The 17,598-nt window shown below is 52.2% G+C and carries 13 protein-coding genes; 5 read left to right on the top strand and 8 right to left on the bottom strand.

All coding sequences use genetic code 11. The features are described from left to right. Window positions 1–17: 17 nt before the first annotated feature. The 5 genes from AC559A_RS00520 (at window position 18) to AC559A_RS00500 (ending at window position 6,589) form a co-directional block, all read left to right on the top strand. Window positions 18–182, top strand: a complete 165-nt coding sequence (locus AC559A_RS00520; protein WP_169732633.1) for a DUF5989 family protein — start codon at window positions 18–20, stop codon at window positions 180–182. Window positions 183–284: 102 nt separating this feature from the next. Next, on the top strand, window positions 285–1,388 hold the full coding sequence (locus AC559A_RS00515) for an SGNH/GDSL hydrolase family protein (RefSeq protein WP_156932975.1): 1,104 nt from the start codon (window positions 285–287) through the stop codon (window positions 1,386–1,388). A gap of 363 nt (window positions 1,389–1,751) precedes the next feature. Further along, a complete protein-coding gene (locus tag AC559A_RS00510) occupies window positions 1,752–3,419 on the top strand; it encodes a glycerol-3-phosphate dehydrogenase/oxidase (protein WP_498815536.1) in 1,668 nt (555 codons plus the stop codon). Between the two features lie 23 nt (window positions 3,420–3,442). Then, window positions 3,443–4,621 (top strand): glycosyltransferase family 4 protein, encoded by a 1,179-nt coding sequence (locus AC559A_RS00505; RefSeq protein WP_035263247.1) that lies wholly within the window; start codon window positions 3,443–3,445, stop codon window positions 4,619–4,621. Window positions 4,622–4,702: 81 nt separating this feature from the next. Further along, window positions 4,703–6,589, top strand: coding sequence for a hypothetical protein (locus tag AC559A_RS00500; RefSeq protein ID WP_498815534.1), 1,887 nt, complete (start codon window positions 4,703–4,705; stop codon window positions 6,587–6,589). On the opposite strand, the gene AC559A_RS00495 is transcribed toward AC559A_RS00500, so the two are convergent. The 8 genes from AC559A_RS00495 to AC559A_RS00460 form a co-directional block, all read right to left on the bottom strand. Next, window positions 6,575–7,516 carry a UbiA prenyltransferase family protein gene (locus AC559A_RS00495; RefSeq protein WP_498815533.1) on the bottom strand — a complete coding sequence of 314 codons (942 nt, stop codon included), beginning with the start codon at window positions 7,514–7,516 and terminating at the stop codon, window positions 6,575–6,577. The two genes, AC559A_RS00500 and AC559A_RS00495, sit on opposite strands and share 15 nt — an antisense overlap. A 101-nt stretch (window positions 7,517–7,617) precedes the next feature. Continuing rightward, a complete protein-coding gene (locus AC559A_RS00490; protein WP_498815531.1) occupies window positions 7,618–8,625 on the bottom strand; it encodes a lysylphosphatidylglycerol synthase transmembrane domain-containing protein in 1,008 nt (335 codons plus the stop codon). Further along, a complete protein-coding gene (locus AC559A_RS00485; RefSeq protein ID WP_498815529.1) occupies window positions 8,610–9,881 on the bottom strand; it encodes a phosphoribosyltransferase family protein in 1,272 nt (423 codons plus the stop codon). The genes AC559A_RS00490 and AC559A_RS00485 overlap by 16 nt, the downstream gene beginning before the upstream one ends. A gap of 45 nt (window positions 9,882–9,926) precedes the next feature. Beyond that, window positions 9,927–10,751, bottom strand: a complete 825-nt coding sequence (locus tag AC559A_RS00480) for a glycosyltransferase family 2 protein (RefSeq protein WP_498815527.1) — start codon at window positions 10,749–10,751, stop codon at window positions 9,927–9,929. Next, window positions 10,752–11,987 carry a glycosyltransferase family 2 protein gene (locus tag AC559A_RS00475; protein ID WP_498815525.1) on the bottom strand — a complete coding sequence of 412 codons (1,236 nt, stop codon included), beginning with the start codon at window positions 11,985–11,987 and terminating at the stop codon, window positions 10,752–10,754. A 55-nt stretch (window positions 11,988–12,042) separates the two neighbouring features. Then, window positions 12,043–14,556: a hypothetical protein gene (locus tag AC559A_RS00470; RefSeq protein ID WP_498815523.1), complete on the bottom strand. Its 2,514-nt coding sequence runs from the start codon at window positions 14,554–14,556 to the stop codon at window positions 12,043–12,045. Between the two features lie 95 nt (window positions 14,557–14,651). Next, window positions 14,652–15,335 (bottom strand): HAD family hydrolase, encoded by a 684-nt coding sequence (locus AC559A_RS00465; RefSeq protein ID WP_498815521.1) that lies wholly within the window; start codon window positions 15,333–15,335, stop codon window positions 14,652–14,654. Further along, a complete protein-coding gene (locus AC559A_RS00460) occupies window positions 15,335–17,509 on the bottom strand; it encodes a LamG-like jellyroll fold domain-containing protein (RefSeq protein ID WP_498815520.1) in 2,175 nt (724 codons plus the stop codon). Before AC559A_RS00460 ends, AC559A_RS00465 begins: the two co-directional genes overlap by 1 nt. Between the last annotated feature and the right edge of the window lie 89 nt (window positions 17,510–17,598).

The raw sequence follows: 17,598 nt of genomic DNA, 5'->3' as shown, positions 1-17,598 counted from the left end.
CAGAAGGACGTCCCCCGATGATATTTCTCAAACATCTACTCAATCTTTTACGAGAATTTTTCGGATTCGCCATGCAGCACAAAAAATGGTGGATTATCCCCCTGATTCTCGTCTTCCTGGCCATGGGCCTGCTGATCGTTGTCGGCCAGTCCACGGCTCCGTTTATCTACACATTGTTTTAATCGACCACGATCCTACCTGAACAGGTTATTTTCCCTGAAGCAAAGCCGGTGGCGGATCTCGATCCGCCACCGACATTTGAACAACGGAATGGGATAAAAAACGTGAAATCTCCAAAATTGTGGCTTGGACTCCTGACCATTCTTATGCTGAGCCTCGGACTATGGTTTATCGAGTGGTCGGCCAAGGGAATGATGACCCCTACCCATGAGACGGGGCGGCGCATTCTGTTAGGTGAGGAGGATCAGTATCTGACGCGGTTGCAGAACACCATCGGCCAACCCTACCTGCTGTACATCAGCGCACCGAACTACACGCACCCTCGCCACGGTCCCCAACACAACGCCGATGGGTATCGCGGCAAATTGACGCCCATGGAAAAACGCGACGGGGTGCTTCGCATCGTATGCCTCGGAGGGTCCACGACGTACGGCTGGAGCGTCGACCGCCCGGAACAGGCCTATCCGGCCCAGTTGGAGAAACTGTTGCGTGCGAATCTCCCCGCGGACTATACAGACGTGGAAGTGATCAACGGAGGCCTTCCGTGGGGGACGTCCGCCGAGATACTGACCCACTACCACTTCAAATATCATTACTATCAGCCCGACGTCGTCGTCATCAACTCAGGCGGCAACGACGCCAACGGCTACACCTACCCTTACTACCATCCAGACAACAGCAACTGGCGCCAACCCATGCGAAATTTGCGCCCTTTGCCGGAAGGATGGCGCTGGATGGCCCGCTCAAGGTTTACCAGCTACATCATTTTGAACGTCTTCTATCGAGATCTGATCGCCGGAGGCCAGTTCCATATCGATGGAGGGGCCATACCCCACGCCCCATGGTTTCGGATCAACGGCGAACTTGTCGCCGAGCCGCGAGAAATTCCGCTGGAAAGATTGTCCTTCGCCCATAACATTGAAACACTCATTCATGAACTGCAAAGAGACGACGTCAAGACGCTGCTTGTCCCTTTTCGTGCAGCGCCAGGCGCATACGAAAGGCAGGAAAAACATTTTGAACTTGCTCAAATTCTGCGCCACGAAGAAATCCTCAAGGATTTCTCCATGAGATATTCCACCGGCTTTGCCCCTTTCCCTGCTGAAGTCGTCTCTCCCGGTAACTGGACCGACCATTGTCACCTGAACGCCCCCGGAGAACGGGAGAAAGCGGAACATATCGCACATTATGTATTGACTTTACTTTGACAGCAGGGTTGTAACTATTCAGCTCACCCGAGTAAAACGGACTGGATACCCGCCTTCGCGGGTATAACTGACTCGGAGAGGGCATTGGAAAAACAAGTCATTCCCGCGAAGGCCGGAATCCAGGTCATGCTTGCCTCAAGTTTTTGAAAAGCCACCTTTTCCCTCTCAAGCTGAGTAGTTACGCAGGGTTTATGAATGATCATCAAAACCATCATGGGTGGGTGTCATGGCGACCTCTCTCCCTCGCAACTATAACATGACCCTTTGCGACCGTCGTATTGACGTTTTGTCAAACGCATACGCAAAGCCTTTTGGTGTACACATGAAACCAATAACTGATAGCCCCTTTCACTACTAATGATAATGCGGGATCTGCAAAAGATCGCCTCTCGACGTTTTGACCTCTTGGTAATCGGCGGAGGCATCAACGGCGCATGCGTCGCCTGGGACGCGGCCATGCGCGGACTGTCCGTGGCCCTGATAGACAAGGGCGATTTCGGGGCGGCAACGTCCGCGGCCACGGGAAGGATGATTCACGGCGGGATCCGTTATCTTCAACACCTCGCCCTTGGCAGGGTCAAAGCCTCCCTGCATGAAAGAATTTTTTTTCTTCGTTCAGCACCACATCTGGTCCGTCCGGTACCGTTCCTGATTCCCACATACGGCCACGGCTTCAAGGGCAAGGAGGTTCTTGGGCTGGCCATGACCATCTACGACCTGCTTGCCTGGACCGAGGACTCCAAGAATTCCCGCACGGCATTACCCGGCCACAAGCGGCTTTCCCGCCAAGAAACCTTGGCCTTGGAGCCGCATTTGCACGCCGACGGGCTCACCGGTGCCATCCGCTTTTACGATTGTCAGATGCCCTTTCCGGAACGGCTGACCCTGGCCATCGTTCTTTCCGCGCGGCAAGAAGGGGCCGTCGTACTAAACTATGTGCAGGCCAAGGATTTACTTGTAAACGACGGACGGGTCACTGGGGTGAACGTCATGGACATCCTTACGGGCCGGCAACTGACCGTCAAGGCTGATGTCACGGTCAATGCCGCCGGCCCATGGGTCAGCTCCGTACTCAAGTCCGCGGGGTTGGCCGATACCGCTGAAAGCGCCTCCAGAATCCTTTCCAAAGGCATCCACATCATCACCCGTTCGCTGACCAACGGACATGCCCTGGCCCTGGCTACCCGCCACAAGCACTCTGGGGCATGGGTGGACCGCGGCGGACGGCACTTCTTCATCGTCCCCTGGCAGGGCCTTTCCCTGATCGGAACCACCAACAGTCCTTTTAACGGCGCTCCCGACGACGACATCGTCACCGAGGACGACATCCACGGTTTGATCGACGACGTGAATTCGGTGTATCCGTCGGCCGGACTTTGCCGCGACGATATCCGATTCTTCTATGGGGGCCTCTATCCCGACGACCCGTCCCGTCCCTCCGGGACGGGCTACCAGGGCTCCCGGGAAGATAACATCATTGATCACGGCGTCTCCCAGAAAATACAGGGCCTCATCTCGGTCATCGGCGTGAAGTACACCACGGCGCGCCTGCTGGCCCAGAAGATCGTAGACTTGGCATGCCGCAAGCTGGCGCGACCAGCCAAGCCCTGCCGCACGAAAAGCGCACCAGTGCTCGGCGGCGACATCCCGGACCTTAAGGACTTCGTCGCTCGTGAATCTAGGTGTTGGCAAGGCATGCTTCCCGAATCTCAGGTTGCGGACCTGATTCACGGCTACGGCACGAGCTATACTGAAATCCTCGATTTATACGGCCAAGACCCAGGCCTTGCCAAAGGCATCTCCCCGGAAATCCTCATCCTTAAGGCCCAAGTCATACACGCCGTGCGCCGAGAAATGGCCCAGACCCTTCAGGATATCGTCTTTCGGCGCCTGCCGCTGGCCTGCGTTGGGCGACCTGCTCCCGAAGTCCTGCGCGGTCTAGCCCGAATCATGGCCGAGGAACTGGGGTGGGACGACGCCAGAATAGAAACGGAAGTCCTCGCGGTGGATGCACGTTATCTGGCCATATGAGTCCCAGGCCCCCGAACCTGCCCATGAAAATCCTGCATATCGCACCGACGCCTTTTTTCTCCGATCGCGGCTGCCATATCCGCATCCACGATCAGATCGCCGCATTGCAGCGCCAAGGCCACGACATACTTCTGACGACCTATCATCACGGACGGGATGTTCCGGGCATCACGACCCGGCGAAGCTTGCGCGTGCCCTGGTATTCCAAGGTTGATGCGGGTTTTTCCTGGCACAAAATATACCTCGACGTCCTGCTGTTCTTCACGGTTTGGCGTGCTTGCCTGAACTTCAAGCCCGACGTCATTCACGGGCATCTGCATGAAGGCGCCGCTCTCGGCTGGGCAACAAGCCTGCTTGCCTCGGCCCGCAAAATCCCCGTGGTATTCGACGTACAGGGCAGCCTGACCGGTGAAATAAAAGCTTACGGCTCTTTGGGACCACTCAAAAAACTGCTGTTTCTCTTCACCTGGCTTGAAAAGCTGGTCTGCAAACTGCCGGATTTTTTCATCTGCAGTTCAGAGGCCGCGGCACATCTCATGAAAGCCGAATTCGGCGTGCCCGAAGAAAAGATTCGAGTGATCCGCGAAGGTGTCGACGAATCGACCTGCTCAGTGGACGACGCAAAAAGCGTCAGGAAGCGTTTGGGCATTCCGCAGGAAAAAAAGATCGTCGGATACATTGGTTCGCTTATTCAGGCCAAGGGGGTTGATCTTTTGATCCAAGCCATGCCCGCTATCCGACAACGCGTAGAAAATGTACATTTTCTCTTGGCAGGTTATCCGCTGGAGGACTGTCGGGGGCGTGTGGACGCAATCGGTGCCGGCGACGTGACGACGCTCTGCGGCAAGGTGGACTATTTTCAGTTATTCTCCCACTTGGCCGTGATCGACGTGGCAGTCGACCCGAAAGAGGAAGGTTCCGGAGAGGGCAGCGGAAAAATCCTCAACTACATGGCCGCGGGCTTGCCGGTGGTTTGCTTTGACACCCCGGCTAACCGCGCCTTGCTCGGTACCAACGGCATATTCGCGGCACCGGGAGACGTCATGAACCTCTCGGAAAAAATCGCCGATGTCCTGGCAGACGGGTCTCAAGCCTCGCGCATTGGCGCAATGAACAAGGAACGAGCCTTCAGGGACCATTGCCAAGCCTCGCGGACCGAGGTTCTTGAAGAGATCTACCAAAGGCTCTTAGCCGACCGCTAGCATCCTGTCCAAAAGTACCCGGTCGATCCCATACGCAACGCCGAAGGACTTTGCGTATCCATGATTCGGAGTCTGCACAATATGACCTTCCATCTTCGAAAATACGCGGTACCGGCCTTCTTCTTCATCGTTGCAGCGACGTTTTCACTGTTTCTCGCCCAGCACGCTTTCCAGTGGTTTCTGACCTCGGATGAATGCAGCTATCTCTTTCAGGCGAACAATTTCCTTGACGGTCTCATTGCCAGGCCGTTCCCGCCTTTTCATGAATCCTTTGACTACTTCATGATTATTCTCAGGGAGGACGTGGGCTGGCTGTCCAGATATCCCTTCGGCCACTCACTTTTCCTCGTTCCGGGCGTATTCATCGGCTCCGCCCATATTATGGTCTTCCTGGCAGCGGGTCTTACCGTCGTTGTGGTCTACAGATCCGGAGTTCTCCTGGGCGGCCATGCTCTTGGAGTGACCGCAGGATCGCTCCTGCTTTTTTCCCCGTTTTTCCTTTTTTATCACGGCACATTGCTTAGCCACACCAGCGGCCTGCTGGTGACATCGCTGATGCTTTTGGCCTACATCGCATGGCGCAGGACCGATGCCGTCATTTTCGCCGCGCTATCCGGGCTCGCGTGGGGATATCTTTTCAATACCAGAACCTTTACGGCCTTTTTGATTGCCATTCCCTTTGCCTTGGATTCGTTGGTTCACCTTTACCAAAAAAAGAACAAGCATTTATTTATTGGAACGATACTTTTTGCTTTCTCATCGTTCCTTGGCGTGATCGCCATGCTGATCTACAATACAATCACCGTCGGCGACCCATGGACAATGACCTATCTTTTCCATAATCCCACCGACAAGCTGGGCTTTGGAACGAGGTACTATGGAAGAATCGAGCATACGCTCGCAGGGGGGTTAGAAAATATAGCCGTCAACCTCAAGCTTCTCAATGTCTGGCTGTGGGGTTTTTGGGGATCGCTGCTGGTCGCATTGCTCGCTTTTGCCATCGGGTGGACCGAACGTTGGAGCTGGCTGTTCGCAGCAGTCTTGGCTAGCATTGTCTTCGGGCATATTTTTTTCTGGTATCCCGGCCCCCAAGATACAGGACCGGGCTATTATCTGGAAACGCTGCCCTTTCTCATCCTGGGCGCGTCATTTGGAGTCCGAAAATTTATCGCCAAGGCCAAAACATGGTACATTATACTATGCATGGCGATCTTTGTTTCCGTTGTTTCCATATTCAACGTTGTCAATGCGACGAAATTCAGAGAAACGACCATGGAAACAAGAAAATTACTCGATGTTCTCCAGGAAGCGCCCAAAAACAGCATAGTGTTCATTGACCCTGAAGATCATCCAAGTGTCTTCGGCCGACGACACGAAATCATTTTCAATCCTCGAGGTTTGGACTCGGATGTGATTTTGGCAAGAAGCTTGGGGGAACAAAACAAAGTAATAATGCATTTCTTTGATAGTCGCGTTCCATTTCGGCTCATGGGGGGAGATTTTCCCAGGCTGGCAGCCTTGGAACCGTCCCAGGAGTATCACCTTGTTTTTCCAGCGCACAAAATGTTCCGACAGGCAGGCACAAACGTCGCCTTGGCATCAGGCGAAATAATCCGGATTGCTCGCCAAGAAGAACACAACCCGGGGTTACTGGCTTTTGGACGGTTTTTTTATGTTTATCCCGGCAAATATGATGTTGAGTTCGATATTCAAGTCTCAGACTGCGAGTCGGGAGAGAAAATCGCCACAGTGGATGTGGCCATGAACGGAGGAAAAAAAATACTGAGCGAGACGGAAATTTACGGTGAAGCCTCGGCCTCTGGTAAAGCAATTGTGAGGATAGCCGTGGATACGTATGCGAGAATTGAGCCTCGGGCGTACTATCATGCCTGCGGCAGTATGGTCATTCAAAATGTGCACGTCAGGGAGAGAAGAAACATTGACTCCAAAGAATTACCTCCCAGGTAATATCCAGGGAGCAAACATATCTCTTAGCCAGTGCAGATCCCAAAATAGCAGCACAGTGCAGAGGACGAAAGTCGTTAAGATCACCAGCATCACTGTGTTCTCCCGAAACAGTCGTTCCGGGCTCTGAACCGGGCTGTCCTTCTTGAAGGACAATCGCATGTAGAAAGCCATGGAATAGGCTACCATTGGTGCCGCAAGAATCAGTTCAAAGCGATAGCTGGCAATGAAGTACCCCCCCATCAAGGCAAACAGCGTGGCATAGTAAAAAATGCTTACGGTGAGCCGTTGCTCATTGTAGTACCCCAGAGACTTTCGATACTTGGCGGCCCGGTCCGGGTCGTCGATCTTGCGGTACTCGGCGAAACGCTTGGCCGCCATCAAAAATGCCCCGAACATCCAGTAAGCAATAAACATGGACAATGGGGGCGCGGCGCCCATGCCGGTGGCATACCATCCCAAGGCCAACCGGATGGGATTATTGACGGACTCGCACAGTACGTCCAAATACGGGACGTCTTTGAATCGCAAGGGAGGGGTATTGTATAGAATTCCCATGACCCAAAGCAACACCCCGGAAAAACCGAAGAAAGGATTGACCAAAAACCCCAGGCTTAAGCTGACCAAGCTCAGCACGCTCCAGACCATCCATGCCACGGAAATTTTAGCCTGTCCGCTGGGCAGAGGCCGGTTGTGTTTCTCGGGGTGAAACTTGTCTGTCGGAGCGTCAAGGATCTCATTGAGGACATAATTGCTTGAGGCAATCAGGCAAACACACAAAAAACCGAGCAGAACCCCTGGAATGATGTCCAGCCCCATAATGCTGCGGTCGAAAAAAATGGCCAAAAGAATACCTGGAACGACGAAAATATTCTTAAACCAGTGGTCTGGTCGAGCGATGTGGATGTATGGTGCGATACTGGTGTACACGATGATTAGTTCCTAGGTTTTGTTAGGTCGGATCGACAATCTCACATGATAAGTCTTTGAATAAAACAAGCTGCTGCAAAGCTTGTGCTCTAAAACACTACTCAACCTATCTCAGCCTCTTTTGTTACGTTTTCTCTCCACAGCAGAAACACCGCCCCAGGAATCATGGCTCCGAAGACCAACGCATAGGTAAGGACAGAGACCGCAAGGCACGTTGAGGCAGGCACACCAACCTGGACAAAGAAAAAAAGGAATGCCCCCTCTTTCACACCGAGTCCGTAATACGTGATGGGCAGAAGAACGACGAGAAGAATCACGGGTACAAAAGCAAGGCCGGTGGCCATGGGAAGGGAGTGGCCGAATGCGGAGAATAAAAGCAGGATCTGAATAACACGCAGAAATTGATTCACCACGTTCCAGAACAGAATGCGAACAAGCACAGCTTTTTTTACGCTAAACTCGCGAAATGAAGTGTGGACGGAGGCCAGCAGTTTGAGACTCGTCCGTCCCCAGTGCAATAATCTCTGCGCGAAGCTTTGCTCATCTTCCCTTGATGTGCAAAGCCGCCTGATCATCCACCCCAATACCAGGCCGGGCACCCGGGAGATCGCCAGGACCGACAGGATCAGGACCAGGATCATCACGCCGAGCACACTCCAGAGTAGAGCTCTTTCAGTTGTGTGCGACCAGACCAGAATAAGTCCTGGAAAGGAAAGAAGCGCCAGGGAAAGTACACTCAACATGCGATCCATGAGCAAGGTGCTTGTTGAGTGGGTGCCGCTGTGCCCCGAGCGCTTGAGCATCAGGATGCGTACCGCGTCCGGCCCAGCACCACTCGGTACGGCTACGCTCAAAAAATTGCTTATGAAAACCAATCGGGTGAGCTGAAAAAAGCCGATAAAAATACCCTTTTGCTGCAAGAGAAGCCTTGTCCGGTGAGCCATCAAAAGGGGCTCCACCAGCACACACCCAAAGGCCGCAGCCACTAGAATAGGTGAAGCAATAGTCAGCTTGGCCCAGAAATCGTCGAAGTCAACGGCAAAATAAATCAAGCCGAAGCAGGCAACGATTATTCCTAGCTTGAAAGCGTGAGCTAGGAGCCTGGGCATAGCCATCTGTCTCTGAATCGAGCATATGTTTGGTAGTACGGTGAGTACTTAATCCAGGGGAACCTGGCATGACGAAAAACTGAGCCGCGGCGGTCTTCGAAGTAAAAGTCCGGACTCGGATCGGATTTGGCAAGAATACGAAGGGTGAGGGTTTTGATTTCCCGAGCTTCAGCCTGCAACAGGCCCAAGCCTATGCGTAAGGTGCGACCGGAAGTACAATCGTCATCCACCAGCAACACCCGTCTATTTTGACAGTCAAAGGAGTGGAATGCGTGCAACTGCGGGGTGTTTCCCTTCAGCGCGTTTCGTACAAAAATTGCCCCCATCATATCGTCGGTATCCATGTTGCCCACGCGCACCTGAGGATAAGAAATTCGCATGGCGTCATACGGAACTTCCAAGAGATGGGCGAGTCGGTAAGCGGGATAAAGTCCTCCGCCGGCAATGCCGACCACCACGTCCGGCCTGAATGCGGACTTGTTGAGACGTTTGGCTAGCTCTTGGCACATCAAGTCCACAGCCTGGATAGTAACGAACCCACCCTTCATGAGGCGAAAGACGTTACGCTGCCATGCAAGAAATAGCCGCTCAGGTAAGGTGAGTGGCCCGTATACGCCCCATTTCCTTTTCAGGCGTAGACGCGCCCTCATGGGGATTGTCGTCAGATTCCGGGTTACTAGCTGGGCGTTACGCAAGGCCGTGAGAAACGACGCGCCGTCGTGAAAAGGATCCATGGAAAAGACGGCATTGCCTACTTCTTCTGGATAATGAGCATCCGAGCCCCACACGGGCACTCGCCCTGTCTGGTCACAAAGAACCTGCGCCTTTTGGTTATATTCCTGAGAGAAAGTCCGGCTGTTGAAAACCTCAACAATGTCGATCTCACTGGCAATCTCCGCGAGGACTTCCCTCTTCAAGGTGGAAGGACGTCGTTCATCGCAGGGATGCGGCAGACAGACAAGTCCGCCCTGGCTCCGAATAGCTTGCACGGTATCCACTACCCTGAGGCCTGGAGGTATGAACTCCCTCAGGAACAGGCCGATCACTTCTCCTTGTTTAGTGTATATTTCCTCGCCAACGACCGTCTGCAGTTCCGGAAACTGATTTTGGAAACGAAGTGCACCTTCAATGCTGTTGTGATCAGTGACGCAAAGCGTGGTGATCCCGAGGTTCTTCGCCTGATCACGCAAGCCTTCAAGGCGTATCAGACCGTCATCGGAGTATATGGTATGGATATGAAAAGCGCATCTTAACATTGATTGTGACCGGGCGGAAATCCGTGTATCATTACGAGGAAAACCTTATTTCCGTGCATTTCTTATTCGTAAAAAGAGATATACAATAGACCTAAGTATTTCATTGAGATATGCTCTTGATTTGCCTAAAGGAACGTCAAACTTAGAAAGTTCATTCGCGGGATTCTTCGACATCATTGTTATGAATGTCAAGTAGTTTTCTTTTCGCATTCTTCCAAGCGCTACACTCCAATTTGTTCCTGAAAGACGAAAAGTACAAAGCGCTTCATGTTGAGCATATGCGTCACCATGGTCCAAAAGCCTGACCCAGTAGTTTAGATCGATCAGATACGGCAAACGCGCATCAAAGCCGCCGACTTTTTTTGATGCAGACATCCTGAACAGAACAGCACCAGGTTCACCAATGACGTTCATCCCATGGCGAATATTTTTTCTGATCATTGTTGACCGTGAAATTCTACCCAAACCAGGAAACCGCGCCCTCATGACATACCTGCCATGAGCGTCAATTACGTCACGGGAGCAATAAACAAACGAGACATGTTGATTCTTCGGGTCATTGAGGATAGCCGCCTGCTTTGCAAGACATTCTGGATAAAGCGTGTCGTCTCCTGGTAGGATTTTAACATACTCCCCCTTGGCCAAGGAAAGACACATATTCCAGTTATCTTGAGCGCCAAGATTGGCATCATTTCGGAGAACCCTCACGCGAGAGTCATTGAATGATCTGGCGATTTCAAACGTATTATCAGTCGAACAATCATCCACAAGGATTAGTTCAAATTCCTGATGTGTCTGAACTAAAACAGATTCAATCGTTGAAAAAATATACTTTTCAGAGTTATAAGAAGGGATACATACAGAAATCATTTATTGACTACATTCACCTGAGGCTAAAGATTCATATCCATGTTTACTTCTAATCGTCAAAATGCTTAAGAAAAAGCTAGAAAATAATATATATACGCCTATAGTACATAGGCTTAGGGACGGTATAGTAATACGCATGATCCTTTGAGGGTCCAAGGCACCAAAGGATGTTTCCTCCCAAAGGCCAAAAGCATGAACAGATCCCACGACACCGGCGAGAAAGAACAGCACGCCGATGATTATCCCTTTTTCAAGAGAGAAATGGCGCAATAAGCAATCGATACGGGGGTCTTTTGGGAGTAGTCCCGCGAAAATGCCATATACCTTTGAAAAAACACCAAAGGAAAGCGTCTGCAATCCCAGAATGATCAGTAGAGAAGCGTACAGCATGGTATGAATATCGAGGCCGACACCAAGAACCGTGACCGGCCCCCAAAGCAAAGCCAGCATTCCAATGACACCCAGAGCAAAAATGGCCAAACCTGGATATAGAAAAAGCCACCTTGGGCTATAGATCAACAGGAAGCGCAGATGACGCCAGCCGTCGCGCCAACTCCGCAAATGCGGCGGGCGACTCCTACCGTCGGGGGACAAGGTTGTCGGAACCTCGGCCATACGCAGTTTGTGCAAGGTCGCCTTAACCACCATCTCGCTTGCGAACTCCATCCCCGTAGTTTGCAAGTGCAGCTTCTTAATTGCCTCCTTGCTGAAACCACGCAAACCACAATGAAAGTCACCCATGGGGCTCCTGAAGAAAAGACGGCCTATTCCTGTCAGCACTGGATTGCCAAGATATTTATGAAGAGCAGGCATGGCTCCAGGCTTGATGCCACCGCGAAAACGGTTGCCCATGACCAACTCGTACCCTTCACGCAACTTCTCCAAAAAAGGATCTAACGCAGAGAAATCATAACTGTCGTCCGCGTCTCCCATAATGACGAACTTGCCGCGTGCCGCATTGATCCCCCCCATCAAAGCGCTGCCGTAGCCGCGCTCCAGAATATCCACAACCCGTGCACCGTTTTCGCGGGCGATCTCCTGAGAACCGTCGCTGCTTCCATTGTCAGCAACAATTACCTCTCCGCTCACTCTGTTCGCCTTGAGAAACCGCTGGGCCTTTTTAATGCAAATACCAAGCGTTTCGGCTTCATTGAGACAGGGCATGACGATGGAAAGGTCGCATATGCCCGGATCATGGCATTTGTTTTCCGCACCCACCATTTGTTGTATCGGCATCACAGCACTCCCGGAAAAAGTCATTCGAAACAGATTGACTCGCTCAAACATGTTCTCATTCAATGACTTCTTCGATATATATTCGACGCAACCTCAAGTCTCCGCCCCCATGGTAGTAAACCCTCGGCTCGGCGACCAAAAACTTGTCAGTCGATATGAGCAGGCTTTCGGTTCTTGAGAGGTCATCGCAAAGAACATCCATTTTTTTCAAGACTACGTCTCCATGCTCAGCTGCAACATCTAAGGTTGCAACGACACGATCACCATCGCAAGCAATGCTGTCAAAATAAAAATTTACCGAAAACGTTCCGGGAAATAATTTTACATGTCGACCAAAAACTATTTCACCATTTTTATGAATATTTTTTGCAGCATAAACAACATCAGCGCCTTCAAAAAAATCTTTTTTTCCTGTATAAGAATGCATCCTGTGCAGCGCAAAATTACTTTTCCATGGATTTCTAATTGATGTTTCGATTTTTTTTACAATAAAATCTTTTTCATCGATATGTAGCACATCAGTATATCTTTGAAAAGAAAAATCCCTTGTGTTTATTTTTGATTGGGTAAATATGGCGAAAACAAGAATTACAAAAATTGCTAAAAAAGATGCCGAAAGTTTTTTCCTGGAAAAAACTACAAAAGTTGTTAGCACTAATGCAGTAGCAATATAAATATTTGTCCAAAACATTTCAGTTGCTGTTCCATGCCAATAAGAGGTGTTTGGAAAGAAAAAATCCTGGAGCAATGGAAATGAAGAAAGCACATGAAGAGGAACAGTGAAAGACCTTCCGAAAAAAGGAAGTTGATGCCATACAACAAAGAGAATCGTTGTTGAAAACAGAGTCAGAAATATAAACCAGGTCCGAGCTGCCAAGTTGACCCGCTCAAGCACTATCGCGGCTCCGACGAAAAGTAGGGGGGTGACCGCAACAAGATAACGGCCAGGGACGCTTGAGCCTCCGGTGTAACCGCTATAGGTCGTTGACGTCAGCAGACAGGACAAAAAAGTCGTGAAAAGGCCCAGACAAAAAAGGCGATGTTCGCGATCCACCCAAAACCACGCAACCATGGCTCCAAAAAGCCAGAACAAAACAGGCAAAAGCGAGATGAGACCACGGTCTCCGACGAGCACCGCCCAAGCACCTAATGGGTAGGAGAACAGTGTTTCCCTGATTGGATAAGAGCTTCCTCCTGAAAACATGGAGAAATGAACGGCTAGATATACAGCGTATCCGGCTAGGCAAAGAATCGTGAAAGTGGATAAGCGGATGAGCTTCGGGCGTAGTTTCTCGTCTCCAAGCAGGCCGAAGAGCCCGTAAAATCCGATAGCCATCAAACTCATGGGAATGAAGCGGGTATGTGCAAAGGGCAGGTACGCACAGCATGCTGCCGCAACGAAGAGTGACAACCACGGCCGCTGTTTTTGCGCGACAATGGCCCAAAAAGGCCATATAATCAGCGTTGCGCCGAGGACCTCGGGCAAGGCGCGATACGAATACAATCCCCAGAAGACACTGGTTCCCAGGGACGAAACAACGAGCAAGGAAGCGGTGTTCCCAGCGCCCACTCGCCGGCAAAGCAGAAAAAGCCCCGCCAAGCCGATCCCGGAGATCATGCCCAGTACAATGTGCCTTCCGCCCAGTCCCCATTTCCAGGACGGCGCTAAAAGCAGGGACAGGCCGAAGGAATGCCAACTGTAAAAGGCGTCTCCCCGTGATTGGGGGGCAATATGATAGTGACCGCGATCCACTTGGGCTGGATCATCCGCGCCCAAGTGGTCAAGCAATTGCTTGGTGATATCCAGGTTCCCATCTTCATAAAGACTTTGTGCCTGGATCAGATAATGCCCTTCGTCGCCGACATGCTCGCCAACGGCCTTGGAAAACTGGTAGCCTCCGTGCGCATACCCGATCAGAGCAATCAAAAAGATACCCCATGCCCAGGGCCATGTTTTTTGATTGCTTGCAGCCCCGGCATCAAGCAACGGAGTGAAAAGTTTGGCCAGGGAAAGGGAAAGCGCACCGAGCAGAATGAACAGCGGTGCATTCGTGCTCAATATCGGCGGGATAATATCGGCCGTGAACAACGGAACACATGCCAAGGGCAGCACACTCAGGGGGGCAAGGACATCAATGGCCCGCCGAATCCGCGGTTGTTCATGTTGCGTTTTTTTCATGGCCCAAAGGCAAAGGGCCACGGCCACGCCAGCCAGGAGAACAGCCAGAAGCGCCAAAACCCAGCGTAGAGTAAGGATCTGTTCTGATGGCCAGAGCGCGAAACCAAGCCCCTCGGCTTTGAGACGAAAGGCGTAAACCGGGGGATGCAGAAGGAAGTAAGCGGTGTACCAGATACTGAGAGAGATGCCGACTAGCGCAGCAAAAAAATAGCGAAAATTCCGGAAAAATATTTTCATCTCGTCAGCTTTGGCTAAAAAGACCCTAAATTGTCTGAGGCAGGCAATCATCCGATTTATATGCCCGTCTAGAGGTTGCATGCTGACAGGAAAGACGGTTTGCGGTCGAAAAGAAAAGCCTGGAGGCTCAGCAAGGAGACAGGTTTGAATCATTTCCTGCCTGATGCCGCATCAAGCAGGTCTTCAGGGCGGTTTCATAACACTTTCGATGCGCGCCCATGGCTCCCAGGGACGATCACATACTGTTTTTACCGAAACGACTCAAGCAATTCTCCGTAGGAACGAAACGTATTCGGGCGAGCCAGGGATGACGTGGAATATAAAAAATACGGCATACCGGCCCGCCGAGCGCACTCCCCGTCGCGATCGTCCCGGTCGCCGACGAACAGGCACTCGGCGGTATCAAGGTTCAGCAGCTCAGAGCAGACGATGAGTCCTTTGGGATCCGGCTTGAGCCGGTCGACCCGTTCATCCTCCGCGTCCAAGAGCAGGGAAAACGTCAACCCCATGCTTTGAGTTTTGGCCTGCGCCGGGTAGTCGGAAAAGACAGCCGTAGCGACACCGCGCATGGTCAAATGTTCCAGAAACGAGTCCAGTCCGGGAAACTTGCAGGACGGCAAATGGCGCAAGGGCCGGTGAAACATCCACTCATGAACGATGCGGCGCACGTGTTCAAGGGGAGAGTTCAAGCGCTGCGCAGTCATGGCATACGGAGTATGGGCCACGTTGACGACTTCCATTGTCGGCATGCTTTCGCGCAAACGACGAAAAACGGCCAGGGTTTTTATGGTCCCCAGGCCGATTATTGGCGAGCGGATACAATGCACAGCCAGTTCGCGGCACATTTTTCGACGCAGTCGAGGTTGATCGTACAAGGTGCCGTCCACGTCGAAGATCACGGCCTTGGGCAATTCCTTGAGCAGACGTCCCATCACAGGTACATGTCAAAGTACAGTTCCAGCAAAAAATTATCCGTGTCCTGGGACAGGCGCTCCCCTTCCAGCTCCTTACGCTGATCAAAGCGTTCAAGGAGCATGACGCGCTCTGCCCCGGGCATGCGATGGGCCGTATCCAGAAGAGTTTCATCCAGGATTGCCCAGTGCGCCGCCAGAAACCGATTCTCGTTGAATTGGCCTTCCAGCACCTCGGTCACTTCGTACTCGTTCACCACAAGGCCCCGTTGATACGGGGCAATATCCTCGGGAGAAGGGACGGACGACGTCTGAACCACTCGTGCCCGGACCAGGACCGTATCCGGAATCGGCCGCTGTGCATGCTCATGGACGATCAATGCCTGCTGTTGGGCAATTTCCTCCGCCTTGAGTTCCCCCTGATACAGGGCAAACTTTTCCAAGCTGCCCTGCCAGTCATGGCCCCCGACTTTGTCTCCACCGAAAAGCAAGGTCGCGTCGAGCCACATGTCCGAGTCAATATCAACCGACAGGACACCAGCAAGGTTCCCGTCAACATAAACCCTCATCTCGCCTGGGAGATATGCCAGAGCAAAGTGCACAGGGCGTCCAGGAACGACCGGTTGCAGGATAGCGTCGGCATCCAATGCTTGCACTCGCCACCGCCCTTCACTGGATGCTATAAGAACCGGAAAGCCCGCTCTTTCCACCGCAAAAACCCAAGCCTCGTCCGTTTCGGTTTGCGCAAGGGCTGGGGTGGCCGTGAATTCCAGGGTGAATGCATCCAAAGGGGGGAACCGTTGAAGATGCTTCCCGAACGATTTGTCGATGAAGAATCCTCCGTCCAGGTGCATGGCGTTATGCCGGGTGTATCGGGCCAGCAAACGGGGTTCTGGTCTGAAAAAGTACTGCGAGCCGGTTTGCTCGACGGTAATATCATGCAGCCCGGCTGCATTCTCCCAGACATAGAGCAAGCCTTCGCGATGAAGCGGCCATGATGCCTCCTGGGGTTTTGTTTCCCGGGCAACCACATCCTGTTTTGCAACCTTGAGATCTGCGTGAGGTTGAACCCAGACATCGGGATAAAAATCAGCGTTGCTGTCATCCGTTGCCTGGACCCAGGCTTCGATTTCAGTCCGCTCAGGGTTGAACCTTCCCAGGTATATTTTCACCCCAGCGCCGCCGCCCGGGAGCCTGTAGGAACCCTCTCCAACTTTATATGGACCGCTGACGGCAATAATACGTGAATGATTGGACCACCTGGGGTGGTATACCTCATAGCCGTCCATGCCGATCGCGTTGTTCACGTTCACCGTCCACCGATCCTCCCTGTTATCGCCCCGAAACATGAATACGTTGCGATGCGGGCCGTCAAAAATCCAGAACAGGTAGTCATTGTCAGGGGACATGGCCACCCAGCATCCCTGGCCCAATCGATCCCAGCGCCGGGCTTCAAGATCAAGAATGCCCGTTTCCGGCCAAGGAAAGGCAGCGCTGGCGTAGCGACCGTCTCGCGAAAGCTGAAAACTGTCCTCGCTGATCTGGGTCTGGTCCCAGACAAGCTGTTCCTGCTTTTCCGTCTGATCAGAATCATCTCCTGGAAAACTACCGTCAGCGGAAAACAAGGGAAAACGCCAGAGGGACAGGTACGCCGGCAGGATGCGGCGATCATCCAAACGGTCCCTGGCCACGTAAAGCCACTCGATGCCTGTGTTCGGGTCAACCCATGTGGTTAGGCCGAACCCGGGTCCAAGGTCCCGCAACTGCCCGCCTTCCCAGCTCACGACAAAAACCCTTTGCTGGTAACGATCAGAAAACACAACCCACTCGCCATTAACAGTAAAAAAGGGTTTGGCCATATTGCCGTGGCCGTCAAGCACGATGCGCACACTTGGCAGGACTTCGGTGTCCAATCCCATCAGACGCAGTTCGTCCCCTCGCGCAAGATAATCCGAACCATCGGAAGTGTCCTGAAGCCAGACAATACGCGCCGGTGCTCCTGTCAATTCACGTATTTCATCTGCTAAGCCGGCTTCAATTTGCTCCTCGATATGCGAATCCTTCTCCTGGGCGCATCCGGTCAAAACCAAGAACCACATACCAAAAACAACCAACCATCTTCGAAAAACCATCATGAACAAAAAAACCTTTGCAAAGTTAAGGTTGAATCGGCACAACCCGCCAACCGTCGGCATGAGTGAATTCCCGGGCCGTGAAACATGCGCACCAGAAAGCCAAAGCTAGGCTGCTGCGATCTGGTCGGTACAACAGGCATCCTCTTGAT

The organism is Desulfonatronum zhilinae (assembly GCF_900182865.1).
Taxonomy (GTDB): Bacteria; Desulfobacterota; Desulfovibrionia; order Desulfovibrionales; family Desulfonatronaceae; genus Desulfonatronum; species Desulfonatronum lacustre.
Note: the sequence above shows the minus strand (reverse complement) of the source record. Positions and strands in the feature narration are given on the sequence as shown.